The sequence below is a fragment of the Telluria sp. BA11 genome (genome assembly GCF_056680305.1).
In genome coordinates, this window is the sequence record NZ_CM155275.1 from 754,893 (window position 1) to 776,351 (window position 21,459).

General features: G+C 63.5%; 21 protein-coding genes. 8 read left to right on the forward strand and 13 right to left on the reverse strand.

The genetic code is table 11. The features are described from left to right. Positions 1–3: 3 nt before the first annotated feature. From AC1MGT_RS03245 to flhD, 10 genes are all read right to left on the reverse strand, one after another. Positions 4–858 carry a CheR family methyltransferase gene (locus AC1MGT_RS03245; protein ID WP_499502983.1) on the reverse strand — a complete coding sequence of 285 codons (855 nt, stop codon included), beginning with the start codon at positions 856–858 and terminating at the stop codon, positions 4–6. An 83-nt stretch (positions 859–941) separates the two neighbouring features. Beyond that, positions 942–1,445 (reverse strand): chemotaxis protein CheW, encoded by a 504-nt coding sequence (locus AC1MGT_RS03250; RefSeq protein ID WP_183558070.1) that lies wholly within the window; start codon positions 1,443–1,445, stop codon positions 942–944. A 31-nt stretch (positions 1,446–1,476) separates the two neighbouring features. Beyond that, positions 1,477–3,636 carry a chemotaxis protein CheA gene (cheA, locus tag AC1MGT_RS03255; RefSeq protein WP_499502984.1) on the reverse strand — a complete coding sequence of 720 codons (2,160 nt, stop codon included), beginning with the start codon at positions 3,634–3,636 and terminating at the stop codon, positions 1,477–1,479. 41 nt (positions 3,637–3,677) lie between these two features. Further along, positions 3,678–4,043 carry a response regulator gene (locus AC1MGT_RS03260; RefSeq protein WP_332531146.1) on the reverse strand — a complete coding sequence of 122 codons (366 nt, stop codon included), beginning with the start codon at positions 4,041–4,043 and terminating at the stop codon, positions 3,678–3,680. Between the two features lie 80 nt (positions 4,044–4,123). Further along, positions 4,124–4,672: a chemotaxis protein gene (locus AC1MGT_RS03265; protein ID WP_499502985.1), complete on the reverse strand. Its 549-nt coding sequence runs from the start codon at positions 4,670–4,672 to the stop codon at positions 4,124–4,126. A gap of 34 nt (positions 4,673–4,706) precedes the next feature. Next, entirely contained in the window at positions 4,707–5,642 is a 936-nt protein-coding gene (gene motB / locus AC1MGT_RS03270) for a flagellar motor protein MotB (protein ID WP_332531144.1), read from the reverse strand. A 52-nt stretch (positions 5,643–5,694) separates the two neighbouring features. Then, entirely contained in the window at positions 5,695–6,549 is an 855-nt protein-coding gene (gene motA / locus AC1MGT_RS03275; RefSeq protein WP_332531143.1) for a flagellar motor stator protein MotA, read from the reverse strand. 147 nt (positions 6,550–6,696) lie between these two features. Next, the gene (locus AC1MGT_RS03280) at positions 6,697–7,482 is read right to left on the reverse strand and encodes a class I SAM-dependent methyltransferase (protein WP_499502986.1); all 786 of its coding nucleotides are present in this window, start codon (positions 7,480–7,482) and stop codon (positions 6,697–6,699) included. Positions 7,483–7,504: 22 nt separating this feature from the next. After that, positions 7,505–8,104 carry a flagellar transcriptional regulator FlhC gene (flhC, locus tag AC1MGT_RS03285; RefSeq protein ID WP_332531141.1) on the reverse strand — a complete coding sequence of 200 codons (600 nt, stop codon included), beginning with the start codon at positions 8,102–8,104 and terminating at the stop codon, positions 7,505–7,507. A 52-nt stretch (positions 8,105–8,156) separates the two neighbouring features. Further along, on the reverse strand, positions 8,157–8,474 hold the full coding sequence (flhD, locus tag AC1MGT_RS03290) for a flagellar transcriptional regulator FlhD (protein WP_332531140.1): 318 nt from the start codon (positions 8,472–8,474) through the stop codon (positions 8,157–8,159). Positions 8,475–9,048: 574 nt separating this feature from the next. Between flhD and AC1MGT_RS03295 the strand changes: the two genes are divergently transcribed. From AC1MGT_RS03295 to AC1MGT_RS03310, 4 genes are read left to right on the forward strand one after another with little or no spacing between them, the layout of a single operon-like run. Beyond that, positions 9,049–10,209, forward strand: coding sequence for an acyltransferase family protein (locus AC1MGT_RS03295; RefSeq protein WP_499502987.1), 1,161 nt, complete (start codon positions 9,049–9,051; stop codon positions 10,207–10,209). Then, positions 10,199–10,744, forward strand: coding sequence for an RBBP9/YdeN family alpha/beta hydrolase (locus AC1MGT_RS03300; protein WP_499502988.1), 546 nt, complete (start codon positions 10,199–10,201; stop codon positions 10,742–10,744). The genes AC1MGT_RS03295 and AC1MGT_RS03300 overlap by 11 nt, the downstream gene beginning before the upstream one ends. 3 nt (positions 10,745–10,747) lie before the next feature. Continuing rightward, positions 10,748–11,284 carry a GNAT family N-acetyltransferase gene (locus AC1MGT_RS03305; protein ID WP_499502989.1) on the forward strand — a complete coding sequence of 179 codons (537 nt, stop codon included), beginning with the start codon at positions 10,748–10,750 and terminating at the stop codon, positions 11,282–11,284. Then, positions 11,285–11,674: a GFA family protein gene (locus tag AC1MGT_RS03310; protein ID WP_499502990.1), complete on the forward strand. Its 390-nt coding sequence runs from the start codon at positions 11,285–11,287 to the stop codon at positions 11,672–11,674. Positions 11,675–11,763: 89 nt separating this feature from the next. On the opposite strand, the gene htpG is transcribed toward AC1MGT_RS03310, so the two are convergent. Further along, positions 11,764–13,683, reverse strand: a complete 1,920-nt coding sequence (gene htpG / locus AC1MGT_RS03315) for a molecular chaperone HtpG (protein WP_499502991.1) — start codon at positions 13,681–13,683, stop codon at positions 11,764–11,766. Positions 13,684–13,794: 111 nt separating this feature from the next. Then, the gene (locus AC1MGT_RS03320) at positions 13,795–15,201 is read right to left on the reverse strand and encodes an aminotransferase-like domain-containing protein (RefSeq protein WP_499502992.1); all 1,407 of its coding nucleotides are present in this window, start codon (positions 15,199–15,201) and stop codon (positions 13,795–13,797) included. A gap of 113 nt (positions 15,202–15,314) precedes the next feature. Between AC1MGT_RS03320 and AC1MGT_RS03325 the strand changes: the two genes are divergently transcribed. The 4 genes from AC1MGT_RS03325 (at position 15,315) to AC1MGT_RS03340 (ending at position 19,684) form a co-directional block, all read left to right on the forward strand. Then, a complete protein-coding gene (locus tag AC1MGT_RS03325; protein WP_499502993.1) occupies positions 15,315–16,235 on the forward strand; it encodes a DMT family transporter in 921 nt (306 codons plus the stop codon). Positions 16,236–16,345: 110 nt separating this feature from the next. Further along, entirely contained in the window at positions 16,346–16,807 is a 462-nt protein-coding gene (locus tag AC1MGT_RS03330; RefSeq protein WP_258834787.1) for a RidA family protein, read from the forward strand. A gap of 163 nt (positions 16,808–16,970) precedes the next feature. Further along, positions 16,971–18,164: an aminotransferase-like domain-containing protein gene (locus AC1MGT_RS03335; protein WP_499502994.1), complete on the forward strand. Its 1,194-nt coding sequence runs from the start codon at positions 16,971–16,973 to the stop codon at positions 18,162–18,164. Between the two features lie 161 nt (positions 18,165–18,325). Further along, positions 18,326–19,684 (forward strand): diguanylate cyclase, encoded by a 1,359-nt coding sequence (locus tag AC1MGT_RS03340; RefSeq protein WP_499502995.1) that lies wholly within the window; start codon positions 18,326–18,328, stop codon positions 19,682–19,684. 9 nt (positions 19,685–19,693) lie between these two features. On the opposite strand, the gene AC1MGT_RS03345 is transcribed toward AC1MGT_RS03340, so the two are convergent. Then, a complete protein-coding gene (locus AC1MGT_RS03345) occupies positions 19,694–21,250 on the reverse strand; it encodes a glycerol-3-phosphate dehydrogenase/oxidase (protein ID WP_499502996.1) in 1,557 nt (518 codons plus the stop codon). Positions 21,251–21,459 lie beyond the last annotated feature (209 nt).

Here is a 21,459-nt window from a genome sequence, read left to right on the forward strand (position 1 = left end):
TTCTTACGCCGTGCGCGCGTCGAGTTCATACACGGTCTTGCCGCGCAGGCGCAGGGAATCGGACACATACAGGAAGTTCTCGGAGTGGCCGGCAAACAACAGGCCATGGCTCTTCATCAGCGGCACGAAGCGGCTCAGGATGGTGCGCTGGGTCGGCTTGTCGAAATAGATCATCACGTTGCGGCAAAAGATCGCGTCGAACTGCCCGTCCAGCGGCCAGCCATCGGCCAGCAGATTGAGCGGCTTGAACGTCACGAGCGAGCGCAGTTCGGGACGGATGCGCACCATGCCTTCGTGGGCGCCCTTGCCGCGCAAGAAGAAGCGGCGCAGGCGCTCCGGCGACACCTTCTCGATGCGCTCCATCGGGTACACGCCATTGGACGCCGTGGCCAGCACATTGGTGTCGATGTCGGTGGCGATGATCTCGACCTTCGGCGTGAGCGTGTTGAACGCTTCGCAGGCCGTCATTGCGATCGAATACGGCTCTTCGCCGGTGGACGCGGCCGAGCACCAGATGCGCAGCGGGCGCGAATCCTTCTTGTGCAGCGCCACGAGGTGCTCGAGCAGCAGCGGGAAGTGATGGGCCTCGCGGAAGAACGACGTCAGGTTGGTGGTCAGCGCATTGGTAAACGACTCCCACTCGCGGTCCATGCGCCCTGCTTCCAGGTCGTCCAGATAGCGCGTGAACGACTGGATGCCGGTCGCGCGCAGGCGCCGGGCCAGGCGGCTGTAGACCATCTCCTGCTTGCTGTCGGCCAGGGAGATGCCGGCGCGCTGGTGAATCAGCGCGCGCACCCGTTCGAAATCACGCCGTGTGAAATCGAACTCTTTGTTGGTTTCTGTTTTCTGCTGCGGCACTGTGCGTGACTTTCTTGGATACGATGGGCGGGCTCGACGAGCTTGCCGGATTGTTGTGCTTCGTGCCGACGCAGACGGGTGGCTTACGCCGCCAGCTTGTCGATCAGGCCCATTTCGCTCGACGACATCAGCTTGTCGATGTCGACCAGGATCAGCATGCGCTCGTCGACAGTGCCCAGACCAATCATGTAGTCCGAATTGAAGGCGCTGCCCATTTCCGGGGCTGGCTTGATCTGGTCTGGCGTGAGCGTGGTCACGTCCGAGACGCTGTCGACCACCATGCCCATGATGCGGCCACCGATGTTCAGGATGATCACGACGGTGAACTGGTCATACACCGGCGTGCCCAGCTTGAACTTGATGCGCATGTCGACCACCGGAATGATGATGCCGCGCAGATTGATCACGCCCTTGATGAATTCGGGGGCGTTGGCGATGCGGGTCACGGCTTCGTAGCCGCGGATTTCCTGCACCTTCAGGATGTCGATGCCGTATTCTTCCGAGCCCAGGGTGAAGGCAAGGAATTCGCTGCCGGCGCCGTCGTGCGCGGTGCCGTCGGTCGAGAGGGTGTTTGCCAGGTTGGACATGGTATTCCTTTGTTTGCAGTGAAAATAGAATTTATTGAACGACGGGATCGTCGGCCAGCTGGCGCGACGAGCGCACCAGCGCTGCCACGTCGAGGATCAGGGCAACACCACCGTCGCCCATGATGGTTGCGCCGGAAATCCCGGCCACTTTTCGGTAATTCGCTTCCAGGTTCTTGACGACCACCTGCTGTTGCCCGACCAGTTCGTCCACGAACAGCGCGGCCTTCTTGCCCTCGGTTTCGAGGATGACGACGATGCCGTCGGACGGGTCGCGGTGCACCGGTTCGATATCGAACATCTGGTACAGCGGGATCATCGGCAGGTATTCGCCGCGCACTTTCAGCACGCGCCCGCGGCCGGCGATCTCGCGCACGTCCTGCGGCGTCGGCTGCAGCGATTCGACGACAAACGACAGCGGCAAAATATAGATTTCTTCGCCGCTGCGGATCGACATGCCGTCCAGGATCGCCAGCGTCAGCGGCAGCGAAATCGAGATCGTCGTGCCGAAACCGGCCGCCGAGCGAATGTCGACCGTGCCGCCCATCGCGGTGATATTGCGCTTGACCACGTCCATGCCCACGCCGCGGCCCGACACGTCGGTGACGGTATCGGCGGTCGAGAAGCCCGGCGCGAAAATCAGTTGCCAGACTTCGGCGTCCGTCATCGTGTCGGTCACGGCCAGCCCGTTCTGGGCCGCCTTGGCGAGAATTTTTTCGCGATTCAGCCCGGCGCCATCGTCGGCCACTTCGATGACGATATGCCCGCCCTGGTGCCCTGCCGACAGGAACAGGCGCCCTGCTTCGCTCTTGCCCGCGGCAATGCGCGCGGCCGGCATTTCGACGCCATGGTCAATGGAGTTGCGCACCAGGTGCGTCAGCGGATCGACGATGCGCTCGATCAGGCCTTTATCGAGTTCGGTCGCGGCGCCATTGGTGATGAAATCGACCTTCTTGCCGAGCTTGCCAGCCAGGTCGCGCACCATGCGCGGGAAGCGCGAGAACACGAAGTCCATCGGCATCATCCGGATCGACATCACCGCCTCTTGCAGCTCGCGCGTGTTGCGGTCGAGCTGGCTGACCGACGACAGCAGGCGCTCGTGCAGGATCGGATCGAGTACGGCGCTGCGCTGTTCGAGCATTGCATTAGTGATGACGAGTTCGCCGATCAGATTGATCAGCTGGTCGACCTTTTCGACCGACACGCGGATGGATGACGACTCGTTCTTGTCGTCCTTGCGCGCGGCTTTCTTTTCCAGCGCCAGTTCGGCCAGGTGCTCCACCACGTTCTGGGCTTGTGTGGCAAGCGCCGCTACCGGTTCTGGGGCGCTGTCGACAATGCCGGCGGCAGCGCGGATCTGCTCGATCGGCTGGAAGAAGCCGTAGCCCAGTTCGTCTTCGGACGGCTCGCCCGCGGCAGGGGCGACATCGTCGTCCGGGCCGAAGAAACCGTAGCCCTGGTCATCTTCGATACGCTTGCGTTCGGCCGCTTCGATCAATCGCTGCTCGGGCGTCAATGCCGGCGCCTCGAAGATTTTCAGGTCATCGGGATCGAGCACGAACGAGCAGATGGCGATGATGTCGTCCAGGCTTTCCAGCGTCGTGATGATGACGGCAGTGCGCCCGCCGTCGAGCGGCGCGACCGAGATCCGGCCCATCAGGCCCAGCTCGTCGACCAGCGCATCGATGTCGCGCTGCGCCACTTGCGGCAATTCGATCTTGTAGCGGTGCGCGCCTTCGGTGGGCACGTCAACGCGTACCGGCGCCGACAGGTACGACGGTGCGACCAATGGTGCCGCCGGCACGAGGCCTTCGGCCAGGTCATGCAGCGCCATGCGCACGTTGGCGACGACTTCGTGGTCGACGTGCTTGCCATGGCGATGACCGTCGAGCTGCATCTTGAGCGCGTCCTTGGCCGCCAAAAACGCGTCCACGTGATTCGACGTCAGTGCCATCTCGCCCTTGCGGATGCGGTCGAGCAGCGACTCGAGCACGTGGGTGACGTCGCACATGTCGGTCAGGCCGAAGGTCGATGCGCCGCCCTTGACCGAGTGCGCGGTGCGGAAAATCGCGTTCAGGTCCTCGGCGTCGGGCGCTGCCAGATCGACGCCCAGCAGCAGGCGCTCCATTTCGGCGAGCAGTTCTTCTGCTTCGTCGAAAAAGACCTGGTAAAACTGGCTGATGTCGATGCTCATGGGGATGTCCGCTCGTGGTTGCCTAAGCCAAAATTCATGGCTTAACCGATCACTTTTTTGACCACCTCGATCAGGCGCTGCGGATCGAACGGCTTGACCAGCCAACCATTGGCGCCGGCAGCACGGCCCTTCGATTTCATTTCATCCGACGACTCGGTGGTGAGCATCAGGATGGGCGTCTTCGCGTAGCCGGGCAACGTGCGCAGCGACTTGATCAGCGCCAGGCCATCCATCTTCGGCATGTTCTGGTCGGTCAGCACCAGGTCAACCGCCTGCAGCTTCGCCTTGTCGAGGCCATCCTGGCCGTCCACGGCTTCCACCACATGGTAGCCGGCGGCTTTCAGACTGAAAGCCACCATCTGGCGTAGCGAACTGGAATCGTCGACTGCGAGAATCGTTTTTGCCATCTTGTGCTCCTGCTGTTTTTACACCGGGCGGACCCGGGTTGAATTGGTTGTTAAATAAATTCGGTGCTGCGGCGGCGCGGTCAGAACAGCTCGACGTCGCCGCTTTCCAGGTGTTTCTGTTCGACCGACCTGCGCAGCTTGCTGCGCAACTGAAGGGACTGGATCGCCAGCGCGACGCTGACCTGGCCCAGCCGGTCAACGATTTCGTCGCTGCCGTGGTCTGGCGTGATCCCTGCGCCATGGTCGTTCAGCGTGCCCAGAAAGTCACGCAAGCCCGCGACGCGGCGCAGTGTACGTTCGATCAGTTGCGCCGTCAGGTCCTGGAACTGCATGCTGGTAATGGCCGTGTTCACGTGCTCGCTCACGTCGTCCGACATCGAGCCCAGCAGCGCGCGATCTTCAAGCGACAGCACGCCGCCGGCGAGCATGCGGTCGATCGCTTCCTGGCGCGCGCCGACGACGGCGTGCACTGCCACGAAGCTGCCGGTGAGCTTGTCGATGGCTTCTTCAAGCAGCAATTCGGTCTGGAGGAGATCGGCTTCCACCTCGGTCAGGTGGCGCCGGCCATGCGCCGACACGCCTGACAGCAGGCGCTTGACGTGCGATCCGAGTATCTTTTTTCTTGTCATCGTGTTCTCTCCAAACCTGCCCGCACAGCGTCGGTCATCGCGGTTTCACCGCATTTAACGTTGCCGTCGCTGCCGCCTCGGCGTCCTCGGCCGGCACGTCCAGCGTGGATGCATCGCGCCGCACCGCGTCTTCCGTGCGCTTGTTCATGACGATGATGCTGATGCGCCGGTTGATCGGACTGAACGGGTCGGTGGCATCCAGGTGGGCGGCCGAGGCCAAACCCACCACGCGCAGTACCTTGTCGTCCTGCAAGCCGCCCAGGACCATCTCGCGCCGCGACGCATTGGCGCGGTCAGCCGACAGTTCCCAGTTGCTGTAGCCGGCGTCGCTGTGATACGGCGTCGAATCGGTGTGGCCCGAAATCCCCAGCTTGTTCGGCACTTCGTTGAGCACCATGCCGATGATGTGCAAAATTTCCTTCGTGTACGGCTGCAGTTCGGCCTTGGCCATCGCGAACATCGGACGGTTCTTTTCATCGACGATCTGAATGCGCAAGCCTTCGCTGGTGATGTCGAGCAGCAGCTGGTTCTGGTACTTCTTGAGCATCGGATTGACCTCGATGGCCGACTCGATCCGTGCCTTCAGGTTTTTCAGGCGCTCGCCTTCTTCGCGCGCCAGCGCAGCCTTGGCCGCCTGCAGGTCGTAGCTCTTGCTGACCGGCGCCGAGTCGCCGCGCTTGACCTGGCCGGCGGTGCGCGTCAGGTCTTCACCGCCGCCCTGGATCACCGACGACGAATCGCCCGAGCCCGAGCCGCCCTGCATCGCCACCTTCAGCGGGGTCTTGAAGTATTCCGAGATGCCCACCAGGTCGCCCTTGGCGGTCGAGCCCAGCAACCACATGAGCAGGAAGAACGCCATCATCGCGGTCACGAAGTCGGCGTACGCGATTTTCCAGGCGCCGCCGTGGTGGCCGCCGGCCACCTTCTTGATGCGCTTGATGACAATGGGACGTGCGTTGTCGTCAGCCACGCTCATGCTCCCTGGTGTACTCCTGCGAAAGATCGAATGCGGTCATCGCGGCTTACTTCTTCTTCTTGATGTGTTCTTCGAGCTCGGCGAAGGTCGGGCGCTCGGTGGAGTACAGCACCTTGCGGCCGAATTCGACGGCCAGCGCCGGCGCATAGCCGTTCAGGCTCGCCAGCAGCGTCACCTTCACGCACTGGAACATCTTGGTCGACTCTTCGAGCTTCTGCTCCAGCACGGTCGCCAGCGGGCTGACGAACGCGTAGGCCAGCAAGATGCCCAGGAACGTGCCGACCAGCGCCTTGGCGATCAGGATACCGAGCTCGGCCGGCGGCAAGCCGACCGATTCCATCGTGTGGACCACACCCATCACCGCCGCCACGATACCGAAAGCCGGCAAGCCGTCGCCGATCTTGGCGATCACGTGGGCCGGAATGGCGCCTTCGTGGTGGTGCGTCTCGATCTCGTTGTCCATCAGATTCTCGATTTGCATCGCGTCCATGTTCCCGGACACCATCAGGCGCAGGTAATCGGTCATGAATTCGATGATGTGATGGTCGGACACGACAGCCGGGTATTTCGAAAACAGCGGCGACGCGTCCGGGGCTTCGATATCGCCCTCGATCGACATCAGGCCTTCCTTGCGGACCTTCGACAGCACGTCAAATTGCAGCGCCATGAGTTCCATGTACATGTCCTTCGTGTACTTCGAGCCCTTGAAAATGCTGGGAAACGCCTTGAGCGTCGCCTTGATTGCCTTGCCGCTGTTACCGACGAACAAAGCGCCGAACGCGGCGCCGCCGATCATCAGCAGCTCGATGGGTTGCCACAGCGATGCAAGGTGACCACCCGCCAGGGCAAAGCCACCAAACACGCAGGCACAGACGATGATGTAACCAACAATAACTAACAAGGGATTTTGCTCCAGAAAACCCGCGCCGTGTCGCGACATGTCGACTCGGAACCGGTAATTTCAGAAAATGTTTATTCAGGGAATTACTTTAGCTGGAGAAGTGCTGTCCGGCAAGCAAAACCACCCCGAAAACTCACCGTTTGTCTCTTAAAAGTCCCATATATACAAAGCGGGCCCGCCTGTGTATGGATGCACAACACGCGTCGGTGTTTGTCCGACAACGATGAATTCGTAACTGAAAAGCATCGAACCGGGGCGCATCTCGCGCGCGGCCTTGCGCCACAGCGCGGTCATCGCGGCCGGCGACAGGTAGGCGAACACGGCGTCGTAGTCGCCCAAGTTCAATTGTTCATAGTCGCCACGGATAAAGGCGGCCGGACTGCGCGCCAGCTTTGCGCGCACGAAACTGGCCAGCCATGGCAGGGGCGCGAGTTCGATACCCTCGATGCGCGCATCTGGCCGGCGGCGCTGCAGCGCCAGCACCAGTCCGCCGATGCCACTGCCAATGTCGATCACGCGCAGTGCCCTGCCCTGCGGCAGCGCGGCGTCGACCGCCTCCCACACCTTGCGCCCGGACGGGTAATACGGCACTTGCGTGCGATAGGTCGACCAGTACAGCAGCAACAGGAAGACAAAGATGACGAGAAATGCCAGCGGCGGAATCGCCAGCGTACTGGTGGCCAGCAGCGCCAGCGGAAAACCGAACTGGATCGCGCGCCACCAGATGGCCAGGCCGCGCCACCAGGTCAGGCCTGCAGCGAGCAGGCCCTGGACCAGGGCCACGTGCCAGTATGAGACGACCAGGCCGCCTGTGGCGAGCAGGTAGACGACGGCGAGCGTAAGGGGAAAGGCCGCGAGTTGCAGCAGCAGCGCCCGGATCGCGGGCGCGCCCAGCAGGCGCCGGGGCGACGGGGAGGAAGGTGATGCTGGCAAGGGTGGCAGCCGGCGGGCTGGATCAGGCCGGGTCCAGGCCTTCGGCCTGCTGCCCCGCCTGTTCGGCTTGTTCGTCGGCCCGGGCCTGGTCGAGCGCTTCCTTGGCCTTGCGCGTCTTGCCGGCGCGTGAAGGCATGTGGCACAGCCCGCACAGGTAGTCGCTGTTCAGGTCGAGGGCATTGACGATGAACTTGCCCTGGCACTTGCTGCAGGGAGCCAGTTGCAGCATGCCGCCATTGAAGAAGCGCACGAGCGTCCAGGCGCGCGTGAGCGAGAGCAACGGCTCTTCGTTCGGCGCCGGCGGCATTTGTTCGAGGTAGAGTTTATAGGCCTTCATGACGGCCTGGATGCCGGTGGCGCCGGCATGCTCCACCAGAAACTGGTGGATATTGATGAACAACGACGAATGGATGTTCGGTTGCCAGGTCAGGAACCAGTCGGTCGAGAACGGCAGCATGCCCTTGGGTGGAGAGACACCCTTGAGCTCCTTGTACAGCTTGAGCAGGCGTTCGCGCGACAGCGAGACTTCGGTCTCGAGCAGTTGCAGGCGTGCGCCCAGGTTGATCAGTTCAATGGCGAGCTGGATTTCCTGCGCCTCGGTGACAACGCTCTTTTTACTCATGGCGATACGGCTCCCGGCACTGTCGGCCTTACAGCAAGACCGCTGACAGCGATTATACGATCTCTTCGACTGGCTGGCCGGCCATCAGGATGGCAGCGTGCGACTGGGCCAGGCTGCGTTCCTTGGTGTGGCTCGTCAGCATCGACAGGATTGCACTGTCGTCGAAGCGGAAGCGGGCCAGCATCATGTTGCCGCCAGCAAGCTTCAGGATTTGCGCATTGCTCATGCCTTCGATCAGGTCGGCGATGTCGGCCGAGACGCCCAGGCGGAAAATGGCAGTGACCTTGTCGGCACGGATCATTTGCTGAGCCAGCATCAGGTAGCTCAGGTTAGCGTCGCGAATTTCAGCCATCATGTCGTTCATCGTCATTTTCTCTCTCCAGTCGTTGTGTCGGCTGCCGTTGTGTTGCCGATGAGATAGATTCTGACCGTGGGGAAACTATTCTCAAATTGGAGAAAGTCTGTATTTTCAGTCAGTGAACGACGAGACGGAACCATAGGAGTTTGTCTGACAAACCCATCTGGTTCCCTATGAAGCCGCCGTGAAAATCGGGGCTGTTTGGTGCAGGAAAGCACCTTGATGATGTACAGCAACAAATCGCGTTTGTCGCAATTTTGCCACTCGGCAATTGCCGCTTATCTCTTTAACGGCAGCTCGCGGAGCAACTTTAGGGTCAGTTTGAAAAAATTTTCACTATTTTTGCTGACCACATAACCTGCCCGACGCCGCCTGCCCTTCCATTTACGGCAGCCTCGCCGCCAACTTTAGGGTAACCCGCAACTATTTTTGAATAATGTGCGCGGTTTGCTGCCTATCTGGGATTGTTATCGGATGGTCCTGCAGGAACTTTAGGGTTCGCTGCAAAAATTTTTGACTTTTTTTTCGACGTGTCCGTCCCTGGCCAAAAATCGTGCAATCGGCGTTTTGCTTTACTATTAATGCAATGCGCGCTCCTCCCATTTCCCTCAACCAGTCGTTCTCGGTGTACCTCGATCTGGTCCGCTTCCTGGCTGCGGTGGCCGTGGTGCTGATGCATATGCGCATGTTCAAGCTGGTCGATATTCCCGGCTCCCAGCACTGGATGCTGCTCGGCCGTGAATCAGTCATGGCCTTCTTTGTGTTGTCCGGCTTCGTCATTGCCTACACCACGCAGATGCGCCGCCCCGATGCAATCGACTTTACCGTCGCGCGCGCCGCCCGGATCTATTCGGTGGCCCTGCCCGTGCTCCTGCTGGGTTTCCTGTGCGCTTACCTGAGCCAGGGGCCGCATGTTCCCGGCATGGGCGCAAGCTATCAGGTGGCCAAACCCTGGTTTTATATACCGTTCCACCTGCTGTTCATGGGCGACTTGTGGACACTGTCGGAGTACCCGCCCTGGCTCGGCCCCTGGTGGTCGCTCAATTACGAGGTCTGGTTCTACGTGCTGTTTGGCGTCGCCTGTTATGTGCGCCAGCCATGGCGCCTGCCGGCGATTGGCCTGCTGCTGGCCATCATGGGCTACAAGCTGTGGCTCCTGCTGCCCGTCTGGCTGGCCGGCGTCGCGCTGTACCACTGGCAGGCGCGCTACAGTCTGGGCCGCACCACGGCGCGCGCCGGCTGGGCTCTGAGCATGGTCTTGCTGGTGGCGTACGAGGCATACGGCATGGAGGAACTGCTGCGCGCGGCAGGCAGGGCCAGCTGGCTCGGGCAGTACGTCGCACTCGGCAACGCCGACCGTTTCCTGGCCGACTACGCCTTCGGCCTGATCGTCGTCCTCAATTTCGCCTGCGCCCGCTTCGCCGACTTCAGAGGCCTGCTGCGCGTGGCGCGACCCATCCGGCTGTTCGCCGCCTATACGCTGACGCTGTACCTGTCGCATGCGCTGGTGCTGATCGGCTGGCCCGTGCTGTATCCGCATGATCCCGCCAGTGTGACTGACGTGCTGGCCCTGTCGGCCGCCGTCGCCCTCGCAACGGCCCTGCTCGGCATGGTGACCGAGCAACGCAAGGACGTGTTCAAGCGCCTGTTCGAGCACGCGCTGCGCCCGCTGCGGCGCCCTGCGCAGAGTGCAGTACTGGCGTCGGCGCCGACCAACCCCATCAAGGAGAAACAAGATGACGTGTGACGTATTGATCCTGCCCGGCCTGTTCAACTCCGGTCCCCAGCACTGGCAATCGCTGTGGCACGAACGCAATCCCGCGTGGCGCCGCGCGGCCCACCGCGACTGGACCAACCCCGACCGCGACGAGTGGGTGGCCGAGATGGAAGAAGCCATTGCCGGCTGCAGCGGCGCCCCGGTGCTGGTGGCGCACAGCCTCGGCTGCATGCTGGTGGCGCACTGGGCGCTGTCGGGTTCTCCCCTGAAAGTGGCCGGCGCCTTTCTGGTGGCGCCCAGCGACGTCGAGCGGCCATCGTTCCCGATCCCTGCCGGCAACTGGGCGCCGGTCCCGCGCACGCCGCTGCCGTTTCCCAGCATGATCGTGGCAAGCACGAACGATCCTTATTCCAGCCTCGAGCGCACCCAGTCGTTTGCCGACGCCTGGGGCAGCAAACTGGTCGAGATCGGCGACGCCGGTCACGTCACCACCGACTCGGGCTATGGCGACTGGCCCGAAGGCTTGCGTCTGCTGGATGTGTTTTGCGCTGATATCACGAAATAAACGATGACGGTCCTGAACAGCGCGCGGCTGCGCTTCGAGCCAATGCAGGACGCGCATTACGACGGCCTGCGCCAACTTAACAGTGACCCGCTCGTCATGCGCTTCATTTCAGGCCAGCCCGAAACACCCGACGACACGCACGCCGTGATCGCCCGGGTCAAGGCGCGCTGGGAAGCGCTCGGCTACGCGTGGTGGAGCCTGATCGAACGCGACTCGGGAGAGTTGATCGGCGCCGGCTGTATCCAGCATCTCGAGCACAACACATCCAACCCGCATGAAATCGGCTGGCGCCTGCGGCCCGATCGCTGGGGCCAGGGTTACGCGATCGAAGCAGCCGAGCGGATGGCACGCTTTGCCTTCGACGATCTGGGCGTGCTACTCCTCTGCGCGATCTGCGACCCCGCAAACGCCGCGTCACGGCGCGTGATGGAAAAATTGGGCATGACGTATCGCGGCGTGGAAACGTGGCATGGCACGTCCGTCACGGCGTACGGCATCGACCGTGCTACCTGGACGCGTCGTCATGGCGTGACTGCCTGAATGACCACCTTTCACGGCAGTTGCCACTGCGGTTCGGTACGCTATGAAGCCGACATCGACCTGGCCGCCGGCACGGTCAAGTGCAACTGCTCGATCTGCACCAAGCTGCGGTTCTGGGCCTGTGTCATCGCGCCCACGGCGTTTCGCCTGTTGGAGGGCCACGAGATGCTGCGCGACTACCGCTTTGGTGCACGCCGTGACGGCCACGCATTCTGCAGCGTGTGCGGCGTCCATGTCTTCACGACCGTTGCTGCGGGTCCGTTCATTGCCGTAACGGTCGCCAGCCTGGATGATCTACCGGTCGATGCGCTCATGGCAGCCCCGGTGCGCTATATCGATGGCCGCAACGACAACTGGCATACGGCGCCAGCCGAAGTGCGCCACCTGTAGGTCGACCAGCAGCGCCGATCAGCGCGCATAAAAAAAGCCGCCGCTCCCGGTAACGGGAACGGCGGCTTTCACACTAAGGGATCAAGCGCTTACTTCGCGCCAGCCAGCAGCATCTCGTTCAAGCGTTTCACGAACGACGCCGGATCGCTCAGGCTGCCGCCTTCGGCCAGCATCGCCTGATCGAACAGGATGTGTGACCAGTCGGCAAAGCGCGGGCTCGTCGTGTCTTCGTACTTCAGGCGCTGCACCAGCGGGTGGTCCGGGTTGATCTCAAGGATCGGCTTGGATTCCGGCGCGTCCTGGCCTGCTGCTTTGAGCATGCGCAGCAGATTGCCCGACAGCTCGTTGTCGTCCGCCACCAGGCAGGCCGGCGAATCGGTCAGGCGGAACGTCACGCGCACTTCCTTGGCCTTCTCGCCCAGCGCGCCCTTCATGCTCTCGACCAGTTCCTTGTAGCCGGCTTCGGTCTCGGCGTGTTCCTTCTTCTCGGCTTCGTCTTCCAGCGCGCCCAGGTCCAGGCCACCCTTGGCGACCGACACCAGTTCCTTGCCTTCGAACTCGGTGAAGAACGACAGCATCCACTCGTCGACGCGGTCGGTCATCAGGATGACTTCAACGCCCTTCTTGCGGAAGATTTCCAGGTGCGGGCTGTTCTTGCCGGCATTGTAGTTGTCGGCCGTGACGTAATAGATCTTGTCCTGGCCTTCCTTCATGCGGCCGATATAGTCGGCGAACGAGACGGTCTGGGCGTCCGAGTCATTGGCGGTCGACGCAAAGCGCAGCAGCTTGGCGATGCGGTCCTTGTTGGTCGCATCTTCGCCCACGCCTTCCTTGAGCACCTGGCCGAATTCCTTCCAGAAGGTCGCGTACTTGTCCTTGCCGGCCTGCTCATCCGAGTTCGCCATTTCTTCCAGCATCCCCAGCACGCGCTTGGTCGAGCCTTCGCGGATCACGCGCACGTCGCGCGACTCTTGCAGGATTTCGCGCGAGACATTCAGTGGCAGGTCGCTCGAGTCGATCACGCCCTTGATGAAGCGCAGGTAGGTCGGCATCAGCTGCTCGGCATCGTCCATGATGAAGACGCGCTTGACGTACAGCTTGATACCACCGCGCTTGTTGCGGTCCCACAGGTCGAACGGCGCGTGTGCCGGCACGTACAGCAGCTGCGTGTATTCGCTGCGACCCTCGACCCGGTTGTGGGTATAGGTCAGCGGTTCCTGGAAGTCGTGCGAGACGTGCTTGTAGAACTCGTTGTACTGTTCTTCAGTGATCTCGTTCTTCGAGCGTGCCCACAGCGCGCTGGCCTGGTTCACGGTCTCGACGTCGTCCTTCAGGACGGTTTCTTTCTTTTCTTCGTCCCACTCTTCTTTCTGCATCACGATCGGCAGCGAGATGTGGTCGGAGTATTTGCGGATGATCGACTTGAGCTTCCAGGCCGACAGCAGTTCTTCTTCGCCGTCGCGCAGGTGCAGGATCACGTCGGTGCCGCGACCAGTCTTTTCGATCTGCTCGATGCTGTAGTCGCCTTCACCAGCCGACTCCCAGCGCACGCCTTCGGATGCGTCGGCGCCAGCGCGGCGGGTCTCGACGGTGATTTTCGATGCGACGATGAAGCCCGAATAGAAGCCCACGCCGAACTGGCCGATCAGCGCTGCGTCCTGCTGCTGGTCGCCCGAGAGCTTGCTGAAGAATTCCTTGGTGCCCGACTTGGCGATGGTGCCCAGGTGCGAGATCACTTCGTCACGGTTCATGCCGATACCGTTGTCCGAGATCGTGATCGTCTTGGCGGCAGCGTCGAACGCCACCTTGATTTTCAATTCGTGGTCGTTGCCGTACAGGGCGTCATTGTTGATCGCCTCGAAGCGCAGCTTGTCGGAGGCATCCGACGCGTTCGAGATCAGTTCGCGCAGGAAGATTTCCTTGTTGGAGTACAAGGAGTGAATCATCAGTTGCAGCAGCTGTTTTACTTCAGCCTGAAATCCAAGGGTTTCTTTTTCGGCGTGTGCCATTTTGTTCCTCGTTAAAGACAAATAGGGGTTGGTCAGACCCGGACGCATATGTGGCCCTACCGGGGGATTTCAAGAGATATTTTTGATAAGCAATATCCAGGCATCCCGACGTCAGGCGCCGCGCGTCTCCAGAAAGCGCCAGACGGCCGGATCCTGAAGCGCCGCCAGGTTCAGGCGCATGCGGGTCGATGGCTGCTGGTCGGGCGAGAACAGGCTGCCTGGCGCCAGCAAGAGGTCCAACCCGAGTGCGCGCGCCGTCAGCGCGTTGGTATCGCAGCCGGCATCGACCCAGACGAACATGCCGGCAGCCGGTGCCGACTCAACCGCCAGGCCCAGCGTTTCAAGCCGGCGCAGCGCCCCGGGCCGCGCCTTGTCCAGGCGCGCCCGGATGCGGTCGAGATGCTTGCGGTAGTGGCCCTCGCTCAGGATCTTGTAGACGATCCGCTCGCCAAGGTCACTCGTGCTGAGCGTGGCGAGCATCTTGCGGTCCGACAATCGCAGAGCGCGCTCGCGCGAGGTGGCGATGAAGCCCACCCGCAGATTGGCCGCCATCGACTTCGAAAACCCGCCCAGGTAGATCACGCGCTGCAAGCCGTCCAGCGCAGCCAGGCGCGTGGCGCCACCCGGGTGCAAGTCGCAATAGATATCGTCTTCGACCACCAGAAACCCGTGCTGCTCGGCCAGGCGCAGCACCTGGAATGCCTTGGCCGCCGATATCGACGACGACGTCGGATTGTGCAAGACCGAATTGATGACGAACAGGCGCGGCCGGTGCAGTGCGGCCAGGTGCTCGAGCTGCGCCAGATCCGGCCCATCGGCCCGGCGCGGCACGCCGACCACCTTCAGGCCCAGGGCCGCGAACGATCCGAACATCAGGAACCAGGCCGGATCGTCGACCAGCACCGTGTCGCCCGGCTGGCAGAATTCGCGCGCCACCAGGTCGAGCGCCTGGGTCACGCCGAGCGTGGTCACAAATTGCTCCGGCACGGCCTCGATTTCCATCTCGGCCAGCTTCAACTGGAGTTGCTGGCGCAGCGGCAAAAAACCGTGCGGCGGGCCATAGCCCAGCAGGCCATCACAATTCTGGCGACTCAGTGCGCGCAGCGCACTGGCCACCGCCGGGCCATCGAGCCAGCCGGCCGGCAACACCCCGGAACCGGGCTGAGAACCGAGCGGCGCCTGGCGGAACATGCTGCGCACCAGCCAGGCGATGTCGAGCGAATCCGGCACCGCGGCTGGTTGCGTCGCCAGGCGCGCCGGCACAGGCTGGCGCTCTCGTACAAAGAAGCCGGCGCCACGGCGCGATTCCAGATAACCCTGCGCCACCAGTCGGTCGTAGCTGGCCACCACGGTGAATGGCGAGACACCGTGGCTGGCAGCGAACTGGCGAATCGACGGCATGCGCGCGCCAGGCCGCAGCAGGCGCTCGTCAACGTGCGCGGCCACCGCGCGCACGATTTGCTCGGCCAGCGGCTCGCCCTCGGCACGGGTGAAGGCAAACGCGGGTGTATTGGTCATCGCTCCACCACAGTGGGTAAATTATCGGGACAACTGTACTGGGACTGTATTGGTCGGTGGTCGTAGGATAGTCCCAAGTACTTGGATGACACAACCCCCGCCGAAGGAACCGCATGACCGCCATTGCCCACCCCGCGTCGTCCACCAGCCACAACGAAACCCGCGGCATGCTGCTCGGGCTGGCAGGCGTGGCCATGTTCAGCCTGACCATGCCATTCACCCGCATGGCGGTCATGGATCTCGATCCGCTGTTCGCGGCGCTGGCCCGGGCGCTGGGCGCGGCCGCGCTGGCTGCCGGCTGGCTTGCCTGGCGCCGCGCCCCGCTGCCGCCACGGGACGCCTGGTTGCCTCTCGGCCTTGTAATGCTGGGCGTGGTGATCGGCTTTCCCCTGCTCAGCTCGATGGCGTTGCGCGCCCTGCCCGCCGCGCACGGCGCCGTGCTGGCCGGCTTGCTGCCGCTGATGACAACGATCTATGCAGCGCTGCGTGGCGACGAGCGGCCTTCGCTGGCCTTCTGGCTCATCGCCGTGCTCGGCGCGGCGATCGTGGTGGCGTTCGCGCTGTTCCAGGGTGGCGGCGCGCTGGCACCGGCCGACCTCTTGATGTTTGCGGCGCTCGCTGCCGGCGCGATGGGCTATGCCGAAGGCGGCAAGCTGGCGCGCACGCTGGGTGGACCCGAGACGATTTGCTGGGCGCTGCTGCTGGCCGTGCCGCCCGCCGCATCGATGCTGGCATGGCATCTTGCGCGCCACCCGGTCGACGTTGCAGCCGTCGGTCCTGCCGCCTGGGTCGGGCTGGCGTATGTCACGGCGATCTCGATGTTCGTCGGCTTCTTTTTCTGGTATCGGGGCCTGGCGTTGGGCGGAATCGCGCGAGTCGGCCAGGTGCAGCTGCTGCAGCCCTTCATGAGCTTGCTCGGCGCGGCGGTGTTGGTCGGCGAGCGGCTGGCGTTGAACAACTGCCTGTTCGCGCTGGCCGTGATCGGCGTCGTATGCGCCGGCCGTCGGCTGCAGGTACGCCGTCAGGCCTCATGATCGGGTAGCACGACGGGCAGCACGGCGGCAGCACGACGGGCAGCATGGTTCGCTCGACAACCTGCGCTCGACGTACAATATCGGATTCATTCACGCACCCTGGAAATTCCATGACCGTCTACGACAAACTCAAAGAACTGAACATCACGCTGGAAGCGCCAGCCACCCCGGCAGCGGCCTACGTCATGTACGTCCAGACCGGCAACCTCGTGTTCATTTCGGGCCACATCGCCAAGAATGCCGACGGTTCGCCGAACGCCGGCATCCTGGGCCGCGACAAGACCACCGCAGATGGCCAGGCCGCTGCGCGCTCGGTCGCCATCGACCTGATCGGCACGCTGCAGGAAGCCGTCGGCGGCGACCTGACCCGCGTCAAGCGCATCGTCAAGCTTATGAGCCTGGTCGCATCGACCCCGGAGTACAACGAGCAGCACCTGGTCACCAATGGCGCTTCGGAACTGATCGGCGAAGTCTTCGGCGACGCCGGCAAGCATGCGCGTTCGGCCTTTGGCGTCGCATCGCTGCCACGCGGCACGTGCGTCGAGATCGAAATGATCGTCGAAGTGGCATAAAAACAGCATTTGCGTGGCAATAACCGGCGCACATTCGCCGGTGTTTCCTTTACTGTCATTACGGGTGGCGCTTACCCGGCGCCGTCCGCCGACAAGAGATCGCCTACCCGGCGTGTTCTATATAATGGCCCGGCACGACCGTGCCCCTTCCTGCGAGACAAGTATGAAAATCGAAAACCCCAATCCTATCCAGTGGCAGTTCTCGGAACGCGCCGCGCAGCTGCAAAGCTCCTTCATCCGCGAAATCCTGAAGATCACCCAGCGTCCGGACATCATTTCGTTCGCCGGCGGCCTGCCATCGCCTGCGACCTTCCCGGTCGAGCGCATGAAAGCGGCCTACGACAAGGTGCTGAGCGAAGCCGGCAAAGTGGCGCTGCAATATGGCCCGACCGACGGTTACGCGCCACTGCGCGAATGGATTGCCAATTCGTTGTCGACCGAAGGCTCGACCATCCTGCCGGAACAGATCCTGATGACGTCCGGCTCGCAACAGGCGCTCGACCTGCTCGGCAAGGTGCTGGTCGACGAAGGCAGCCGCGTGCTGGTCGAAACCCCGAGCTACCTGGGCGCGCTGCAGGCGTTCTCGGTGTACCGCCCAGAATTCAAATCGGTCGACACCGACGAGCACGGCCTGGTGCCCTCGTCGATCGATGCCGTCGCCAAGGGCGCGCGCATGCTGTACTCGCTGCCGAACTTCCAGAACCCGACCGGCCGCAGCCTGTCGCTCGAACGCCGTCGCGAACTGGTGGAAACCTGCGCGCGCCTGGCCATCCCGCTGATCGAGGACGATCCGTACGGTTCGCTGTCGTACCGCGGTGAGCCGATGCCGAAGATGGTTGCAATGAACCCGGACGGCGTCATCTACATGGGCTCGTTCTCGAAGGTGCTGACGCCAGGCATTCGCCTCGGTTACGTGTGTGCCCCGCTGCCGCTGGTGCGCCGCCTCGAGCTGGCCAAGCAGGCCGCCGACCTGCACACGGCGCAGCTCACGCAGATGGTCGTGCACGAAGTCGTCAAGGACGGTTTCCTCGACGAACACATCCCGACCATCCGCAAGCTGTACAGCGACCAGTGCCAGTGCATGCTCGACGCGATGAAAGAACATTTCCCGCAGAGCGTCAGCTGGACCGAACCAGAAGGCGGCATGTTCATCTGGGTCACGCTGCCACAGCAGATCGACGCGATGAAACTGCTCGAGCAGTCGCTGGCCGCCAAAGTGGCGTTCGTGCCGGGTGCGCCGTTCTATGCCAACGATCCGGCGTCGAACACGCTGCGCCTGTCGTTCGTGACGGTGCCACCGGAACGCATCCGCGAAGGCATCGCCATCCTCGGCAAGCTCATCGCCGGCATGCTGTAATACTCCCCGGTTGGCCCGCGATTCGTTCGCGGGCCAATAACGGTTCAGTTGCACTATTGCAACAACCGTATCATGTGGTGGGTTTCTGGCAAGATCAGTTGTCTGATTACCTCGGATTGCGGTTATGATTTCCGCACACTGATGAGGTCTTTCCGCAACTGATGATGTACCCTGCTCTAGCGCTTGCAGCTCCGGCGCGCCAATCCGCCATTTTGATCGTCGACGACGCCCCGGACAGCGTCGGCTTGTTGCAGGACATGATGCGACAGCAGGGTTACCAGACCTTCGTCGCCGGCACCGGCAAACGCGCGCTCGACATTGCGCTGCGCGTACAGCCCGACCTGATCCTGCTCGACGTACGCCTGCCCGACCTCGACGGGCTGGAAATCTGCCGCCGCCTCAAGCGCTCCCCTGACACCGCGCATATTCCCGTCATTTTCATCAGCGACTGTGGCGAGACCGATGACGTCGTCGCCGGCTTCGACACCGGCGCCGCCGATTACATCGCCAAGCCCGTGCGCATGGCCGAAGTCTGCGTGCGCGTGCGCGCCCAGCTGCGCCTGCGCAGCAGCAGCGACAGCCAGAAACAGCAGGCCGAGCGCCTCCAGCTGGTGGTCGACGGGATGGACGAAGGTCTGATGCTCGTCGATGCAAGCGGGTGCATCGCCTTTGCCAATCCGGCCAGCGAAGGCTTCCTGGCACAGCCGCGCAGCCTGCTCGTCGGGCGCCCGCTGTGCGATCTGCTCGAGCCGCCGGCGGCCCACGACTATGCTGCCTTCTTCGCCAACCCGTCGGACGAGCATGCTGCTGCGCGCTGCCGGGGCACGCGCGAAGTGCTGCTGCGCCAGCCCGACGGCGCGCTGCGTGCGATCGACATGGGGCTCTCGCCGATGGCCGGCGACGAAACCCTGTTCGTCATCCTGCTGCACGACATCACGCATCACAAGCAGTCCGAGACGGCGTTGCAGCATGCCGCCCTGATCGACCCGCTCACGCGCATCGCCAACCGGCGCCACTTCGATGCCTTCCTCGAAAAAGAATGGCAGCGCGCGATCCGCAATGGCCAGCCGCTGTCGCTGATCGTGATCGACGTCGACCATTTCAAGGGCTTTAACGACAGCCTGGGCCACGCCGCCGGCGACGCCTGTCTGCAGGCGATCGCCGAAGCGCTGCAATCGCATGCGATGCGCCCGACCGATCTGGCAGCGCGCTACGGCGGTGAGGAATTCGTCGTACTGCTGGCCGATACCAGCGCCGCAAACGCCGCGAGTCTCGGTGAAACCATCCGCGCCCACATCGAGCGCCTGGCCATGCCGAACCCGCGCGCCGACGGCGCCGGCGTCGTCACGGCCAGCCTGGGCGTGGCCTGCATCGTGCCGACGCTGTTCGACGATCTGCGTTCGCTGTTCATCTCGGCCGACCGGGCCATGTACGAGGCCAAGGCGCGCGGACGCAATCAGGTCGTCATGCTGCAGGCGGGGACGACGCTGGACACCGTGCGCGGTGGCCGCGCGCTCTGAGCCTGCGCGTTACGTGGAAGGCGGCACCGCGTGCTGCAACCGCCACGCAGCCAGATAACGTTTTTCCTGCGCCTCCCACTGCGCATCGTCCCACCCAAGCTCCTTCTGGCAGATCGCGCGTACCCGGCCCATGAGGGCGGCGCCGCCGTCGGTCAGCTGGATGCCCAGGCGCGTGCGGCGCAGCAGCAGGTCGTCGAGGCGGTACACCTGTTCGGCGCGCGCCGCCCAGCGCAGCTCGGCCCACAGCGTGTGCGTACCCGGAATGCATTCGAGCTCGCCCGCGTGGGCGGCGGAAAGCAGCGCCTTGACGTGCGCGCCGTGGCGGCCCGTCAGCCGGCGCAGTACATTGGGCGGCAGGTCGCGCCGCGCCGGCGCACTGGCCCGCGCGAACACGGCGCCGCGCTCGGTGCGCATCTGCCAGCCCGGCAACTGGCGGGCCGCTTCGCGCAGCACGTCGCGCGCGGCGAGGCGGAACGTGGTCAGCGTGCCGCCCGCGACCGACACCAGGCCGGGTTCGGACCACACCAGATGCTCGCGCTTGTCGCTGATCGATACGCCATCGGTGCCGCTGTCGAACACCAGGCGCACGCCGGCAAACGTGGCGAGCACGTCGGCATCGACCAGCGCCAGCGGCGCGAACTGGGCCTGCACGGCCGCCATCAGATAATCGAATTCGCCGCGCGTGATGCTCGGCTGGGCGTTGACGTCATCGGCCTGATCGATGTCGGCCGTGCCCACCAGCGTCACGCCTTCCCACGGGAAGGCAAACACGGGGCGACCGTCGACAGGATGCAGCAGACTGACGGCGTCGGTCAGTGGCAGGCGGTCGGCCGGCAGCAGCAGGTGGCTGCCGCGCAGCCAGCGCAGGCGGGGTGCTTTGTCGTTGCCGCCGGCGTTGGCAGGCGCCGGCGGCGCACCGGTGGCGTCGATCACCAGGCGGGCGCGCACGGCCGTCTCGGCGCCCGTACGTTCGTCGCGCAGCAAGGCCCCATGCACCTTGCCGCCATCGCGCACAAGCGATTGCACAGTCACGTAATTGCAGGCCACCGCGCCATGGGTGCGCGCCTCGCCCAGTACGCGCAGCACGAGGCGCGCATCGTCGGTCTTGGCGTCGGTGTAGCGGATGCTGCCGGCGCTGCGCGGATCGGGTGCATCCGGGGCCGGTTTGCGCAGGGCGTCCTGGCGCTGCCATTGCGGTTCGCGCCGGCCCGTGAGCAGGTCGACCACGCGCAGCATCGACAGCAGGCTCAGGCGGCGCGTGAGGTCGGCGCCATGGTTGGCGAACGCGAACGGCTGCGCATCCACCAGACCGGGCGCCGCGCGCAGCAGCGCTTCACGCTCGGCCACCGCGTCGCGCGTGCGGCGCAGGCTGCCTGCAGCCAGGTAGCGCAGGCCGCCGTGCATCAGTTTCGACGAGCGGCTCGAGGTGCCGCAGCCAAAATCGGCCTGTTCGACCAGCAGCGTTTTGAGGCCGCGGCGCGCCGCTTCGAGCAGGATGCCGGCGCCCGTGATGCCGCCGCCAATCACGAGCACGTCCCAGTCGCGTGGCGGCGGGAACGTCATCATGGCCGCACCATCGCGGTGGCGTGCATGCAGCCGTCGGGACCGGACCGGCGCGACACCACACATCGCCGGGCATCCAGCGCCCGGGGCTGGTCTTGCAGTCGCACTGCCATTACTTCGTTACTCCAGCCGTTCCAACGCCGCATCGATACGCTTCCCGTTATACTGGCACAAGTTGCCCTTTTTGCCAGACTAGTCAGGGCTTTGCCAAC